Below are 12516 nucleotides of genomic sequence, written 5' to 3' on the forward strand. Positions count from 1 at the left end.
ATCTTTATATTTGTATCCCTTCTAATTTCTTCAATCTTCCCATTTACGATTCTAGTTACTGTGGGAATTACGTTCGTTTGAATTTCTCTATTGATAATTGTAGGTATTGACGCAACGCCTAAAAGCGCTTTACTTGCGTCAGAAGCGGCTTTATTAATCTTGTCTAAAATATTAGCTGGTAACTTATCACCCCCAGTCGCACCATTTTTAATTAAATTATTTACCTTTGCTTCTAGTGGCGGAATTCTTTGCAATTGAGAATCTATATTTTTCCTTCCCACACGAACTTCGTATAGAGCATCATTGCCTTTTTTATCAGCAACTGCAATTTTAGATTCTAGAATTTTTCTTCCTGCCCTAACTTCGTACAAGGCATCGTTTGCGCTTTTAGCGGCTGCTGTAATTTTTGGTTCTAGAATTTTCCTCCCTGCACGAACTTCGTACAAGGCATCATTGGCTTGTTTTTTGATGCTATCTAACCTGATTTGAAAATTTGTAAGCTGTTTGTTTACAAATATCCGAATCTCACCAGTCGCCTTTGACAGCCGGTCTAAGTCTGCGGAATTAATCTTTTCCCGCTTTTCTAATTGTTTGATCCGGTTCGCTTGGGCAATTGAAGTTTTCAATGTCCGAGCCGCTTCTCTCCCAAATAAATCAATCTGATTTTGGGTTGATTTACTTAATTCCCCTGATAACCAAAGATTTCCCAATCCAAGCCCTACACCCGCAATTCCGAAAGCAAAGTTAGCCGCACCAACTATTTTACTAGCAGCCGCACTACCCAAAGCCTTAGAGATTGGCTTGGTTAATTTTTCTATCCCTTTAACAGCCTTATCTAGTCCAGGTACTTTTTTTAGTATTCCTTCTAGGTTTTTTCGTTGCTTGCTAAAAAAGTCTACTGCTGGCTTGGCTTTCCTCTGAAAAGCCTTGATTTCATGGGTTGCTTTTGTGTAGTCTTTTTTGAATTTAGAAAATTCGTTGGCTAAGTCTCTCCCTTCTTTAAGCGATTTAGCGACTGGTGTCATTCTAGGCACTAATTCATTCAACACTTTTGCAGTTTGTTGAAAGCTTGGATTCCTTGGTATTGATACTCTTCCTAGTCCCATGTCAAAATTTGAATAAATTAACTATAAAGTCTAAAGCTATATTTGCTGCTTTAATAGCGGTGTCTGTAATTTTGATGTAATCAACTATCTTGCGTACTGCGTCTTCTAATTCCCCTAGTCGCTTGTATATTTCTGTGGGGTCGAATGCCTTAGACTTGTCTTTGCAACATTTTTGTTGCTCTTTCTCTAAACCATCTAATTTCTTTTTTAGACCATCAATTACCCCATTTAACCCATCAATTTTATTCCCAAGCCTACCTAAAGCCGCGTCAATTTCCTCACACGAACTTGCCATAGATTACTTAATCCTATTTGCTAAGTTGTGAATACTATTCGAGGTAGATGCACAAGGTACACAACAGTAACCTGGATAATGCGAGACTTTACATTCAATATGTTCATCAGGACAATTCCCGCATTGAACCTCAAAAACACAAGGGCAATCACCTTGATCTTGAAATATTAAGTTATTATTTTCTGCATTAAAAATCTGGATCGCACATCTTTGCTTTCCAGCAATTGGGCATTTAATGTTTGGATCAATTACAAGAGTCGTAATATCACATCCCGACCAACCCGTGTCCCAGTCAGTCTCTCCGCACCTCCATAGATTAATTTCTCTAGCATTAGAACCGTAAATTTGAATGAGAAGTGGGTCACTTCTTAGACGGTAATCAAGAACAGCTTCGCCTTCAGTCCTTAAATTATTTACCGAGTAATAAAGTACCTGATACCCAAGATTGCTATATGCCCCGGTGTTTGGGATTGCTTCGGTTTTTGATATTATTGTGATTGGACTAGTTTCGGCTTTGAATTTGCGATATTCACCCGTACCAAATTTATATTTAACAATTGGTTTATCTCCTTCTAAGCAGTAAGACATTAGTAATCCATTGGGTTAATGTTTTCTGAATAATTGGTAAATTCATAATCCACGGTAGATAGTTGATTGTAAAAATTAATCAATATAGTGTGAATCTTTTTATCATTAGCTATGTTTGCCCCCCACAAATAGCTATTCACGCTAGCGGTAGTGTCAGGCAACAATAAATTTAAACTATTCAAAATTAATGCAACAAATAGACTTTCTGCGGTATTATTTGCCGATGCTGTTAAGCCTGATAAAGCAGATTTTTTAATTATCAGGTGAGATAAAGATTGACTAGAATCAATCCCAAAAAATACTTGAAAATTTGATTGATAATTAATTGAATGGGATTGTAAGAATATAAACCCGATCGCAATTGTTAAAGCACTCGCAAATGTTGAGCTATCAAATATCATTGCACCCTCATCGCAAACCCTGAAGCTGTATTATTGATAAGCAAAAATTGTCTGGTGTCTGGGGGGAATGAAAGAGTATCGTACCTAGCGCTCCCAACACCGCAACCCAAGCCAATATCTCCACTACTCTTACCAGCAATCCCAGCATTACCACTAGTAAGTAATACGGCTCCACTTAAAACATCTCTCCTATTAGTTTGAGGATTAAAATTACTCATCCTGGTACTAGATAAAAACTCATATTCAGAAGACGAATAAGGGAACCTCGTGCTACTTCTTAAAGCTAACAAGGTAGTGCTAATAAAAATAAATCCCCATGACCAGCTATTTAAATCCCACCAAGTGGGGCGCTCAGAGGGAATCAATAACCCCAACAACATAAACACAGTTCCCTGAGTGCAAGCTACAAATTTCCCTTCTAAACCAGCACTTAAGGCTACAAGTTGAATACTCGAAGTAGTAACGAAAGTTCCCATACTGACTTCAGTACTTCCGTTAGTTGCGACTTTTGTAGTCGTATTCCAACCCGTCATTATTTGCTGGAGAACTTGGAGTGCAGAAGTTATTCTAATTCGTAAAAAATTACTTCCAAAGGTTTTACTCGCATCTACATCGACTTTATAAACTAGTATTCTGTCGGTTCCACTTGTGTAATTGTCGATTGCAGTAGCAAACCCTGCACTAGTAAAAGCCGTTATCAAAGCATTTACTAGTGAAGTTTGAGTGACTGTTGCTGCGACTGTTGTGTCTGTCCTTGTAGCAATGGTCATATTAATAGTTGTCGGGGTCTACACCAGAACCAGTGTCAGGAGTTTCTAGATTAATTGTTAAACCTAATTGTCGATAATTTGCATTATTTCTAACAATAATTGTTGGTGTCGCGTCGTCAAGAATCGTTACTTGGATATCTGTATTAGTTTCTTGCTTTGTCGTATTTAGTTCGGCTTTTGCAAACTGCAAAATCGCAACCATTAAACTTTCTGCGGTATTGGTTGCTGATGGAGTCAGTCCCACAGTTACTAAGTCCGTCTTGCTAATGACCAATTGGGTTGCTGTCTGTGTTGCGTTAGTTCCAAAAACCTGTACTAAAGTTGGTTCAGCCATCTTGATTTTTTAAGGGATTGTGGTAATAATTCCAATCCAGTTGTAAGGCTATTTTAAAAAATAGTAAATAACCTCTTTTATGTAAATCCGGTAATTCACTGATGGCGTATAACTCTTGATATGTAAGACTTGTACCGATATTAGTTAATAGTTCAATTAAAAAAGTACCGGATTAACCATTGGTGCTGGTTAATCCGGTAATGGCATAAAGAGGAGAACAAAGTTAAAAATGAAAAATAATCGCTTTGGTCAAGCTGCGATTATATCAAATAGCGAATATTCTAAAATTCGTAGGGAATTTAAAAGCGAAAAGTACAAGTTAATTTGGGATATCGCATGGTACACCGGGGAGCGTTGGGGTGCTTTGGTGCAATTACGGGTTGACGATGTTTACCAAAATGGGAAACCACGGGAAACTATAACCTTTAGAGCGAACACACGCAAGGCTCGTCCAGATGGAAAAAGGGAAACCAGACAGGTTCCAGTGCATCCATCACTACGCGAATCTTTATACGATTACATTCCTTGTTTAGCGAGTGGCTGGCTTTTTCCTTCACGGGATGAGACAAAGCATATTGATATTCGACTTGCTGACAAGATTTTAAGAAGTGCTTTGCTACGTGCTGACTTGGAACATAAAGGGATTAGTACTCACAGTACCCGCAGAAGCTTTATCACCAAACTAAACGAGAACGGTATTGATGTGGCAACAATTCAAAAAATAACCGGGCATCGTGATTTAAAGGCTTTGGCTAAATATATAGAAATTCCTGTGGACAGGATTAAGGGAGCTATTAATTCACTATGACTTTATATGCAATTGATTTAGGGCACGGGTGCGATTATGACGGGGGCGCGATCGCAATTAAAAAGGAAGAGGATTTTATTAACTCAGTTGGATTATTGCTGATTAAAAGGTTAATGCAACTAGGTCATGAGGTTATTGCTTGCCGTCCAAGCAAAGCATCCAGTCTCAACAACTCATTACAACAAAGATGCGATCGCGCTAATAATGCCAAAGCCGATATTTTTGTTTCCCTTCATGCGAACTGCTTTAATACCAAAGCTTATGGAACCGAAGTTTTTGCTATGTCACCCCGTGGTGAAAAAATTGCACGGGATATTTGTAGAGAAATTTCATTACTTGGATTTTTTAATCGTGGGGTGAAAAGCGGTTCACACTTGTATGTCGTGAAGAATACAAATATGGTAGCGGTGTTGGTTGAGATGTGTTTTATAGATTCAGCAAGGGATGTAGCGCTATTTGATGCAAAATACATGGCTGATGCGATTTGTTTGGGGCTGACTGGGAGACTCCCAGTAGATGAGAAGGTTTTTTAATTGCGATCGCAAAACTATTCAGAGGTATCGCGCTTCCTTTTCTCACATTGGATTAAATATGAAATTAATCAGATTTCACAAATAAACTACTGTTTATGACCAATCGGTAATTCCTTCCAAGTTGGCAGGCAAGGGCATTTTTCGCGTTGTCCTTCCCATATTCGTTGTCATATTGTGAAATATTCATTCGTCCTTGTTGACTCCCAATAACTGAAGAATTTTACTGACTGGTACTTTCTCACTCTCCAATGCTTGGATTTGAGAAAGTAGACGATTGGGTATATAACGACTGCGATAGACAACCTTACCCGTGCCTTTTGAATAAACCTGCCAATCGTACCAAGCTTGTTTATATTGTTTTCCTGATTTTCTAGTAATGGTGCGCCATTGGATACGCCCGGTTCCGTCCCCTCTATGGCGAGTACTAACAGGGAAGTCCGTACTAACTGTGTCCTCATGTTCATTGTTTTTCCCTGTTAGTACAGTATTTTCAGGTTCCTCTGTAATCTCATCCCAGTAAGGGTCATGGATTATTTTGGTTCGGTAGGGTGTGAGGGGAATTGTAAATAATTCGAGTTGATCGGTCATGATTCACCCCAGGGGTGAATTATTGATTTGCACCAATTAGAAAACTGTAATAAGTCTCCTTTTCTGGGGAATAGCGAGTAATGCATAATTCTCGTTGTAATTGTAAGGAGCCGTTTGTTGCGGCTTTTTTCTTGCGTGTATAAGATGTATCAAGGAAAATTTATTTTGGTCAGTGAGTCTGAAACGCTCCTAACTGCCAAAAAACAAAAACTACAATACCTATCAGCGAGCGATCGGTATTAGAGTTTTTTCTTCCCCATTCAGAACTTCATAGAAAAATTCATTGAAATCAAAGTCCTTGTCGTTGCTTAAAAGCCTGATATTGACATCTTCAAGGTGGTAGCAATCGCGTAATGCTGATACTAACCACCCAACCGGATTAGTACACAAATCGAAGACAGTAGCTAGACCGCGAAGAATTTTAGGGGATTTGAGTATACGTTTCTTGTAAATGGCTACGCAAGCTTTAATTTCTGCGACTGGGAAGTAGAAAATCTCACATTTATCATTTGTTAAATTAATCCCTATCTCTCTACAGATAGCGCGAATAGTTTCTCTAGTCTCATTGGACACACAACGCTTGATAATATCTAAATCTTTCTGCTGCTGATAAAACCTATGGGCTGATTTCCTTAGTTCTTCCCTTCTTTCGGGGGATATTTTGGAACTCTCATGTACAAATTCGGATTGTTTTTTCTCAGTGTTTCTTACGGGGTTGAGTGGTAATAATCGCAACTTAAAACAATGCCAATTGAAGCGTTTAATGGGTGCAATGACTCCACATTCAATTAGTTTATTGAATGCGTTTTTAAGTTGGCGGGGGCAATATCCCTTACCTCGGTTCTTATTAACCCATTGGTTGAAGTCTGTTAAATCGGGTTCTATTTCTTCACCAATTGGGTTGTGTTGTATTAGCCAATACCAAAGCCGTTCGGCACTACCTATAATCCCTTTTTTGAGACAGAATGATTCATGCTTCTCTGTCCATTCGATGGTTCTTTTTTTCGTTGTTTCGTGCATAATAGTAGTAATGATTTAAATGTTAAAAAGCGCCCTTCTCAGCAAAAGTATGGGTGTTTTTTATTGTTTATTTCGGTTTGATAGTAGGTCGTTAACTGCATTGTTGAGTGATTCCTTTGCTATTGGATTCCGTTCGTACATGGTTGACGTTGAGCGTATTAATGCTGCGGTTATCATTAATAGTTGCTGTCCTGTTAGTGATGGATATTCAGCTTTTACCCAAAAACATAGGTCAAGTGCAGAAGTTGGTATTGCATTGTTATTTCCTATGCATATTGTTAAGTAATTGAAAATTCTGATTAGTTTCTTCATTTAATACCTGTCACGTTCTAAGTCCCAAACTGCTTTTTCCCAATGCCATTGCATTTCTCTACCTGGATTTCGTTGAACTGAGTAATCTACTAATCGGGATGCTGTTTCTATATCGTTCCCGACGAGCTTTAATAAGTGCGATCGCGTTTCTTGTTTTACCCCCTTGTATATGTTTGGTGCTTGCGGCTTGTTTCTTTTGGTTGTTTTGGTTCGTCTGGGTTTGTATCTCGGTTTTGGTGCAGTCGGGAAACTAATAGCTGGTATGTGGAAGTAAAAGCGATGTTTACTAAAAAGCGGGATGAGACACAGAACAAATACAACCCATAAGGCAATTACAAAAATCGCTGGTATTAACATGTTTTTAAATGAATTTTGGTAGATATTCATTCCCAACATGTGCGATTTTTCGTTGATTCGCATCAGAAAAAACCGCATACGCAAAAACCGCTATACCAGTAGGTACAACGGTTTAATTTTTGTTTTCAGGCTTTTTATGAAGTTCTTGAGAGAGTTGTTTTAGCTCTTTGAGATATTCTGTGCGATCGACTAGTCGAGCCTCTATTTCTGCAATCTCTTCACTGACATTAGAAATTAGCCGATCAACAATTCCCCCAGGAATTGCTTGTCTACGCTCGTCAATGAAATTTCCCCGCGTCCTATCATCTCTATCAACTGAGAGCGGCTTACCCCCAATTTCGAGGCTTTCTCGTCTAAGCCCTGTACTCCTGTCTGAGTCAATCCCAAACTGTACTGTTTTTTCGTTTCCCCGTGTTCCCTGTGCTTTGACTTGGGCTTCGTCATCCGTACTAACCATAAATTTACTTCTTATATAAGATAACAAGATTTTGTATAGAAAATATTGTATAAGATGCTAGACTAAATTGCAAATCTTGTATAAGATTGAGAACAGATAAATTCACTACTGCAAAAAAAAGTGCGATCGCAATACCCCACATCCCCATAAGTCGTAGAGTCGCGGGGGAATGCCTATGAAGCAACAGGAAAATTACTAATGTCCTTAATCACTCGTGCAAGGAGTGTCTTACTTTGAAAAGCAATTTTTCTCACGATGAGTATTTGTCAATGCTAGATGTCCTTCTCAAAATGACAAAAGTATTAGCTAGGTCAACAAACCATCAAGAATTAATAAACAACCCAAACTATGGAGGTACTGACATTTCAATAATTGATTTCATCCAGGTAATCGAACAAGAACAAGACACTTATGTTGAAATATACTCATTCTTAGCGGGGGAATAACGCTGAAAACCTAGACATAACAAGGATTACAGAAAAAAGACAACAACCAAAACACCACCAATGGACACAGCAACAGAAAGCACTAACGGCACTTCAACCCGTACACGCAACGGGGATGGTGTCACTAAAGCACCTCGTAAACAGCGTTACTTACCTGGTTTACCCAGTGCATCCAGCGCCAAAGACATGCAATCAGCATTGTATACAGTACTGATTGACAAAACTCCCACAGAGTTTGCATCTCTCGACAACTACGAGATGTTTTCCATGTCAGATGACGGTTCATTTCCAATGATTAAAGTCTCAAAATCAAAAGCTACCCGATTAGGCGACCGCAAGGTTTACCAAACCGGAGGCGGTCGCGTCTTTCGAGTAACTTTGCAATCTCACGAAATCAAATCCAGCAAACCGGAGTAATGAACAGCCATTCATTACTCCCAATTCAAATAAGCGGGAATAACTCATTATGCCGGATAAATACGCCGAAAAACAACTACAAAATTACGAGAATGCCAAATGTGAAGCGGGAAAGGATGATGCATTGTATCGTTTGGGAACCCATTTAGAGGTTATCCCCTGTAATGGGAATGCGAACCTCACACAGGAACAGCGCGACACAATTTTAGATGCTGCAAAGGGTAAAGGTGATAACCATGCCTGAACTTAACCAAAGTCTTTACAATGCTTCCTACGAGTCGCTTACAGAAGCTAATGTACCCGAATACCTAGCTGATGCTGTCTCTAGGATAGTAGCAACCGATGAACCAGATGTCCCCAACCTGGGGCGTAACGATATTGATATCGAACTTTGTTGTGAAGCTGTGATATCAGCCATTTCAAGCGACGATTGGGAGACCGATTAATGACAAGCGACGCTACCGTATACATTCTTGCGGCGGCTGCGCTTGCAGCTTCCGTCCATTTCTACCAACAAAATCAACAATTAATCACCCAAAGTAATGCATGTCAGGCTGAATATCGCGGCTTTCGTGAGGGAATTGTTTATGGAAAATAATCGTTTGCGACGGGTTGAATGGGTTGATTTAAACCTACCCAGTTTGCGAGATTTCGACCGCTTTTTAGGTTGGATGGTTGGACGAGTATTGTTTTCAGGTTGGCTATTTTCGATTAACACCATTCGTGTTGCTGCAAAAATCATCGTTTCCGTATGTGACCAAACCGAACGCGCTAGCCGTCAAATACTCGCGGTCTACGAACAATTACCCCATGCTGGAATGTTGGGTGCAAACGTGATTGACGTGACGGCTGCGGTACTACCACTATCCCCCGAAAACATAATCACAGACTTACTTAGAGCCATCGAAGGTAAGCACGTTCTCATTATTGGTGATACTGGTACGGGTAAATCAACAATTGCCCAATGGCTAGCTTACCAAGTTGGTGGTGACATTACAGTGTATGACCCCGACGCTGCACCCGACGAATGGGCTGGCTTAAACGTGGTTGGACGTAAGGGGAACTTTAGTGCGATCGCGACTGCGATGGAAGCTGACCTTGAGGAGCTACAACGACGGATCGAGTTACGGGGTGAGGGTGGTGATAAAGCGCTAGCTGGATTGGATTCTGTAACTATTGCTGAAGAGTTCCCCTTACTAGTTTCCGAGGTCGATATAGCCTCTCAATGGTTAATCAAACACGGGAATAGGGGACGTAAACCAAAGCGTTTTATCGTTGGCTTGTCTCAGGATGACTCGGTTGCAGCATTGGGCATTGAGGGACAAGGCAACGCCCGCAAAAACTTTAGGTTTGTTAGGCTCGGCAAATTTGGAGTTAATCACGCCCGAAAGCTTAAGGATAGTGCGGTTGAAGAGTGGTTAAAGGCGGGTAAATATCGGTGCATGGTCGAAGATACACCGTGTCAGCTGCCAGACTTGAGTAGTTTTAATATGTTTGTACCAAGGGTATCGCTGCAACCGAGTTTTCAGGATATGAAAACGGCTGAAACCACCGTAGAACCGGAGTTACAGCCGATTTCCACCCCAGAAAAACCAGTTTCTGACACAACGCTAAAAGCCGTAAAAGCCTGTCTGGAAGCGGGCTTCAGCGATAGTAAACTGATTAAGGAGGTGTTAGGTTTTTCCGGTGGTCGGTATAAGGAAGGTAAGGAAATTTTGGAAAAAATGAAGGGGGAACTAGGGAAATAAAAAATTGCGATCGCATTTCAGTCAACAGGGTGAAGTGCGATCGCAATTGATATTCGTCAATTTGCGTACATCCAAAACAGTTGTAACCCATGTCGTATGTTGAAATCAGACAATATTGATAACTTATGCTCTTGTTAGAAAATCGCGATCGCATTTCTTGGATAGAGAAGTGCGATCGCAATTGAGAATATCAGGGTGCATCTACAAACTTAAAGCAAATTTGGTTATAACCTATGTCTGAAAATATGAAACTACCTTATTGCTATGACCCAGGATGGGATTTTGCATCAGTATTTGAAGTATTGAGTGACCCTGAACTAGGGGAAGCCGGGGAGCAAATTAGGCAAGCTATTGTTACTTGCGAGGATGCAACAGAGGAAAACGTCAATCATATAATTTCCCTCTTGATTGAAAAGAAAGAGGAATTCCCAGACCTTGAGGACACTTGGGACAGTGCGATCGTAATTCTCAGTGAAATACCAACGCATGGGGATGAATTGGAAGAAATATCTTTACCTGAAGTATTCAATCGAATGGTCTTTGGGGGAGGACATGTATTTTAGTCAAATAATAAATTGTCAATGACTAATAGGAAAAATGCCTGATGAGCTAGCCTGACCAACTAGCGAAACGTTAACCGAGTCAGGTTAACGTCGCGGTTCGGGTCCAAACCAAATCGTCAATATTGCAATAGCTATTTAGGGCTTTGTTATAGAAGTAAGCTGATTGCTTTTTGAGTTTCGCAAGCTCGGTAGCTATCCAATATTGTTTACTACCCTGATGCCTTGAGAGTGAATTAAGCTCTGTACGGGCTTTTGGGTGATTCGTAGGCAATCGTCACAGGGATAATCCCACACTACCCCATGAAAAACGCACCGAAAATACTAGGGCTTGATGTTAGCAAGTCCTCAGTTTCTGCATGTTTATTAACTGAAAAGCCTAACGAACCACGTCAATTTTACTACAGTTGCCAGTTTTACGATTTTTCTGCAAATCGCAAAGACTTGGATAGAATGTTGGCGCTCAAGCCCGACATCGCAGTATTAGAGCCAACGGGAACCAACTACAGCAAGATATGGAGCGAACACCTTACCCGTAATGGGGTAGAGGTAAAGCTAGTCGGTCATCGGGAGTTACGGAGTTACCGCGCTCACCACTTGGGATTACCAGATAAAGATGATAATGCTGATGCCCTTGCACTCGCATGTTATTGGTTTGATTACAACGCTGACCCCAAACGGTTTGTTAAAAACTACGATGCTCAAGCTTCTCAAATAAGAAATTTGGTGTTGAGATTAGAACATCTAAATCGCCTCCAATCACCTGTTATAAATAGGTTACGACAGGATTTAGCATGGCAATTCCCCGAAGTTGCTTTAGTCCAATCAAAACGGGGTAAAAATGGCTCGTTACCTCTACTTTGGGCTTGGATGTGCAATCAACGCTTATCAAAACGGTACGATACGCTTTACTTAAAATCCATTGGATTAGGCTTGGAAGCATCTACCAGGGAACGAGCGGGAATTATTTGCAATCTTCAAAATCAAGAATATTGCATTGAAGAAGAACTGCGATCGCACTTGAGAGATGAATGTTTTACCCCCTATTTCCAAGTCTTCCAAGAATTCGGGTTTGGTTTTAGGTTGAGTGCAACCCTGATTGCTTACATTTACCCAATTGAGCATTTCCTCATCGATGGTAAAGAGGATGTGCAGTTTCATCTCGGCAGAAAATCAAAAAAACCGACAAAGCGCTATTTATCGTTGCGTCGGTTTCAAAAAACCCTGGGTTTAGCACCATCGATGGAATCGTCCGGGGATAAAAAAGGGATAAAAACTTCCAATGGCTCCAAATTGTGTAGAAAAGCATTGTGGCAATGGGTGTTTACTGGTTTAGAACCTAAAAGGAGATTGAGCAACGAAACAGTAAAAACCCTTTGCGAGTATTTAGATGCCGAAAAAGCGAGTGGTAAACCAATTCGACTAGTGCGATCGCGAGTTGCAGTTAAAGCTGTAAAGTTGCTTTTTGGTAAATTGGTGGATGCAACTAAACATCTAGAGTGAAACTCATTGCCCAAACCCATGTCAGAGGAAATAATGAATATACACTTTTTTGATGAATTTTATGGCAATCTATTGATGTTTAACAAAATTAAGCGAATGATACAAGGTAATTAATAAAACGTCTTGAATCATCCTCACTTAAGTAAATTCCGAATATTTTATGAATATGGTGGTTTTCCCTTGATACCTCGGAATTACCTCCCCTTAGGAAAGCTACAGTGTACTTATTTAAGTCTGATTTCCCTTCATATCCCGGAAATCATCCCCCCTAAC

General features: G+C 40.2%; 21 protein-coding genes. 10 read left to right on the forward strand and 11 right to left on the reverse strand.

Features of this window, described 5'->3' with window-relative positions:
• From CK510_RS16965 to CK510_RS16990, 6 genes are all read right to left on the reverse strand, one after another.
• Positions 1-1049: hypothetical protein (locus CK510_RS16965; protein ID WP_211293212.1), on the reverse strand; the 1049-nt coding region annotated here is incomplete at its 3' end.
• A 58-nt stretch (positions 1050-1107) separates the two neighbouring features.
• Positions 1108-1401 carry a hypothetical protein gene (locus CK510_RS16970; RefSeq protein WP_095722834.1) on the reverse strand — a complete coding sequence of 98 codons (294 nt, stop codon included), beginning with the start codon at positions 1399-1401 and terminating at the stop codon, positions 1108-1110.
• A gap of 3 nt (positions 1402-1404) precedes the next feature.
• Complete coding sequence (locus CK510_RS16975) at positions 1405-1989, reverse strand: hypothetical protein (protein ID WP_095722835.1); 585 nt, start codon at positions 1987-1989, stop codon at positions 1405-1407.
• Positions 1989-2390, reverse strand: a complete 402-nt coding sequence (locus CK510_RS16980) for a hypothetical protein (RefSeq protein WP_095722836.1) — start codon at positions 2388-2390, stop codon at positions 1989-1991. The genes CK510_RS16975 and CK510_RS16980 overlap by 1 nt, the downstream gene beginning before the upstream one ends.
• Positions 2387-3160 carry a hypothetical protein gene (locus tag CK510_RS16985; RefSeq protein ID WP_095722837.1) on the reverse strand — a complete coding sequence of 258 codons (774 nt, stop codon included), beginning with the start codon at positions 3158-3160 and terminating at the stop codon, positions 2387-2389. Before CK510_RS16985 ends, CK510_RS16980 begins: the two co-directional genes overlap by 4 nt.
• Before the next feature lies 1 nt (position 3161).
• On the reverse strand, positions 3162-3494 hold the full coding sequence (locus CK510_RS16990; protein ID WP_095722838.1) for a hypothetical protein: 333 nt from the start codon (positions 3492-3494) through the stop codon (positions 3162-3164).
• 229 nt (positions 3495-3723) lie between these two features.
• Between CK510_RS16990 and CK510_RS16995 the strand changes: the two genes are divergently transcribed.
• The gene (locus CK510_RS16995; protein WP_095722839.1) at positions 3724-4302 is read left to right on the forward strand and encodes a tyrosine-type recombinase/integrase; all 579 of its coding nucleotides are present in this window, start codon (positions 3724-3726) and stop codon (positions 4300-4302) included.
• Complete coding sequence (locus CK510_RS17000) at positions 4299-4835, forward strand: N-acetylmuramoyl-L-alanine amidase (RefSeq protein ID WP_095722840.1); 537 nt, start codon at positions 4299-4301, stop codon at positions 4833-4835. The genes CK510_RS16995 and CK510_RS17000 overlap by 4 nt, the downstream gene beginning before the upstream one ends.
• Positions 4836-5018: 183 nt before the next feature.
• Here CK510_RS17000 and CK510_RS17005 read toward each other — a convergent pair whose 3' ends face one another.
• The 5 genes from CK510_RS17005 to CK510_RS31820 form a co-directional block, all read right to left on the reverse strand.
• Entirely contained in the window at positions 5019-5423 is a 405-nt protein-coding gene (locus tag CK510_RS17005) for a hypothetical protein (RefSeq protein WP_095722841.1), read from the reverse strand.
• 222 nt (positions 5424-5645) lie between these two features.
• Positions 5646-6443, reverse strand: coding sequence for a hypothetical protein (locus tag CK510_RS17010; protein ID WP_095722842.1), 798 nt, complete (start codon positions 6441-6443; stop codon positions 5646-5648).
• Between the two features lie 60 nt (positions 6444-6503).
• Positions 6504-6755: a hypothetical protein gene (locus CK510_RS31065; RefSeq protein WP_143289328.1), complete on the reverse strand. Its 252-nt coding sequence runs from the start codon at positions 6753-6755 to the stop codon at positions 6504-6506.
• Positions 6756-7175, reverse strand: a complete 420-nt coding sequence (locus CK510_RS17020; RefSeq protein WP_143289329.1) for a hypothetical protein — start codon at positions 7173-7175, stop codon at positions 6756-6758.
• Positions 7176-7224: 49 nt separating this feature from the next.
• Positions 7225-7569, reverse strand: a complete 345-nt coding sequence (locus CK510_RS31820; protein WP_158224917.1) for a hypothetical protein — start codon at positions 7567-7569, stop codon at positions 7225-7227.
• 269 nt (positions 7570-7838) lie between these two features.
• On the opposite strand from CK510_RS31820, the gene CK510_RS31825 reads away from it, so the two are divergent.
• From CK510_RS31825 to CK510_RS17055, 8 genes are all read left to right on the forward strand, one after another.
• A complete protein-coding gene (locus CK510_RS31825; protein ID WP_158224918.1) occupies positions 7839-8015 on the forward strand; it encodes a hypothetical protein in 177 nt (58 codons plus the stop codon).
• Positions 8016-8075: 60 nt separating this feature from the next.
• Positions 8076-8432, forward strand: coding sequence for a hypothetical protein (locus tag CK510_RS17030; RefSeq protein ID WP_095722846.1), 357 nt, complete (start codon positions 8076-8078; stop codon positions 8430-8432).
• Between the two features lie 49 nt (positions 8433-8481).
• On the forward strand, positions 8482-8676 hold the full coding sequence (locus CK510_RS17035; protein WP_095722847.1) for a hypothetical protein: 195 nt from the start codon (positions 8482-8484) through the stop codon (positions 8674-8676).
• Positions 8669-8878, forward strand: coding sequence for a hypothetical protein (locus CK510_RS17040; RefSeq protein WP_095722848.1), 210 nt, complete (start codon positions 8669-8671; stop codon positions 8876-8878). The genes CK510_RS17035 and CK510_RS17040 overlap by 8 nt, the downstream gene beginning before the upstream one ends.
• The gene (locus tag CK510_RS31830; RefSeq protein ID WP_158224919.1) at positions 8878-9030 is read left to right on the forward strand and encodes a hypothetical protein; all 153 of its coding nucleotides are present in this window, start codon (positions 8878-8880) and stop codon (positions 9028-9030) included. Before CK510_RS17040 ends, CK510_RS31830 begins: the two co-directional genes overlap by 1 nt.
• Complete coding sequence (locus CK510_RS17045; RefSeq protein WP_095722849.1) at positions 9020-10180, forward strand: P-loop NTPase family protein; 1161 nt, start codon at positions 9020-9022, stop codon at positions 10178-10180. Before CK510_RS31830 ends, CK510_RS17045 begins: the two co-directional genes overlap by 11 nt.
• A gap of 233 nt (positions 10181-10413) precedes the next feature.
• Positions 10414-10743: a hypothetical protein gene (locus tag CK510_RS17050; RefSeq protein ID WP_095722850.1), complete on the forward strand. Its 330-nt coding sequence runs from the start codon at positions 10414-10416 to the stop codon at positions 10741-10743.
• Between the two features lie 300 nt (positions 10744-11043).
• Positions 11044-12243: an IS110 family transposase gene (locus CK510_RS17055; protein WP_095722851.1), complete on the forward strand. Its 1200-nt coding sequence runs from the start codon at positions 11044-11046 to the stop codon at positions 12241-12243.
• Positions 12244-12516: the final 273 nt, after the last annotated feature.

Source organism: Brunnivagina elsteri CCALA 953 (assembly GCF_002289455.1).
GTDB classification, from domain to species: Bacteria; Cyanobacteriota; Cyanobacteriia; order Cyanobacteriales; family Nostocaceae; genus Brunnivagina; species Brunnivagina elsteri.

Coding starts and splice junctions, on each gene's coding strand:
- CK510_RS16970 (WP_095722834.1), bottom strand. CDS start 1,401: ATGGCAAGTTCGTGTGAGGAAATTGACGCGGCTTTAGGTAGGCTTGGG.
- CK510_RS31825 (WP_158224918.1), top strand. CDS start 7,839: ATGCTAGATGTCCTTCTCAAAATGACAAAAGTATTAGCTAGGTCAACA.
- CK510_RS17020 (WP_143289329.1), bottom strand. CDS start 7,175: ATGCGAATCAACGAAAAATCGCACATGTTGGGAATGAATATCTACCAA.
- CK510_RS17040 (WP_095722848.1), top strand. CDS start 8,669: ATGCCTGAACTTAACCAAAGTCTTTACAATGCTTCCTACGAGTCGCTT.
- CK510_RS17050 (WP_095722850.1), top strand. CDS start 10,414: ATGTCTGAAAATATGAAACTACCTTATTGCTATGACCCAGGATGGGAT.
- CK510_RS16975 (WP_095722835.1), bottom strand. CDS start 1,989: ATGTCTTACTGCTTAGAAGGAGATAAACCAATTGTTAAATATAAATTT.
- CK510_RS17055 (WP_095722851.1), top strand. CDS start 11,044: ATGAAAAACGCACCGAAAATACTAGGGCTTGATGTTAGCAAGTCCTCA.
- CK510_RS16990 (WP_095722838.1), bottom strand. CDS start 3,494: ATGGCTGAACCAACTTTAGTACAGGTTTTTGGAACTAACGCAACACAG.
- CK510_RS31065 (WP_143289328.1), bottom strand. CDS start 6,755: ATGAAGAAACTAATCAGAATTTTCAATTACTTAACAATATGCATAGGA.
- CK510_RS17030 (WP_095722846.1), top strand. CDS start 8,076: ATGGACACAGCAACAGAAAGCACTAACGGCACTTCAACCCGTACACGC.
- CK510_RS17000 (WP_095722840.1), top strand. CDS start 4,299: ATGACTTTATATGCAATTGATTTAGGGCACGGGTGCGATTATGACGGG.
- CK510_RS31830 (WP_158224919.1), top strand. CDS start 8,878: ATGACAAGCGACGCTACCGTATACATTCTTGCGGCGGCTGCGCTTGCA.
- CK510_RS16995 (WP_095722839.1), top strand. CDS start 3,724: ATGAAAAATAATCGCTTTGGTCAAGCTGCGATTATATCAAATAGCGAA.
- CK510_RS17035 (WP_095722847.1), top strand. CDS start 8,482: ATGCCGGATAAATACGCCGAAAAACAACTACAAAATTACGAGAATGCC.
- CK510_RS17005 (WP_095722841.1), bottom strand. CDS start 5,423: ATGACCGATCAACTCGAATTATTTACAATTCCCCTCACACCCTACCGA.
- CK510_RS16980 (WP_095722836.1), bottom strand. CDS start 2,390: ATGATATTTGATAGCTCAACATTTGCGAGTGCTTTAACAATTGCGATC.
- CK510_RS17010 (WP_095722842.1), bottom strand. CDS start 6,443: ATGCACGAAACAACGAAAAAAAGAACCATCGAATGGACAGAGAAGCAT.
- CK510_RS16985 (WP_095722837.1), bottom strand. CDS start 3,160: ATGACCATTGCTACAAGGACAGACACAACAGTCGCAGCAACAGTCACT.
- CK510_RS31820 (WP_158224917.1), bottom strand. CDS start 7,569: ATGGTTAGTACGGATGACGAAGCCCAAGTCAAAGCACAGGGAACACGG.
- CK510_RS17045 (WP_095722849.1), top strand. CDS start 9,020: ATGGAAAATAATCGTTTGCGACGGGTTGAATGGGTTGATTTAAACCTA.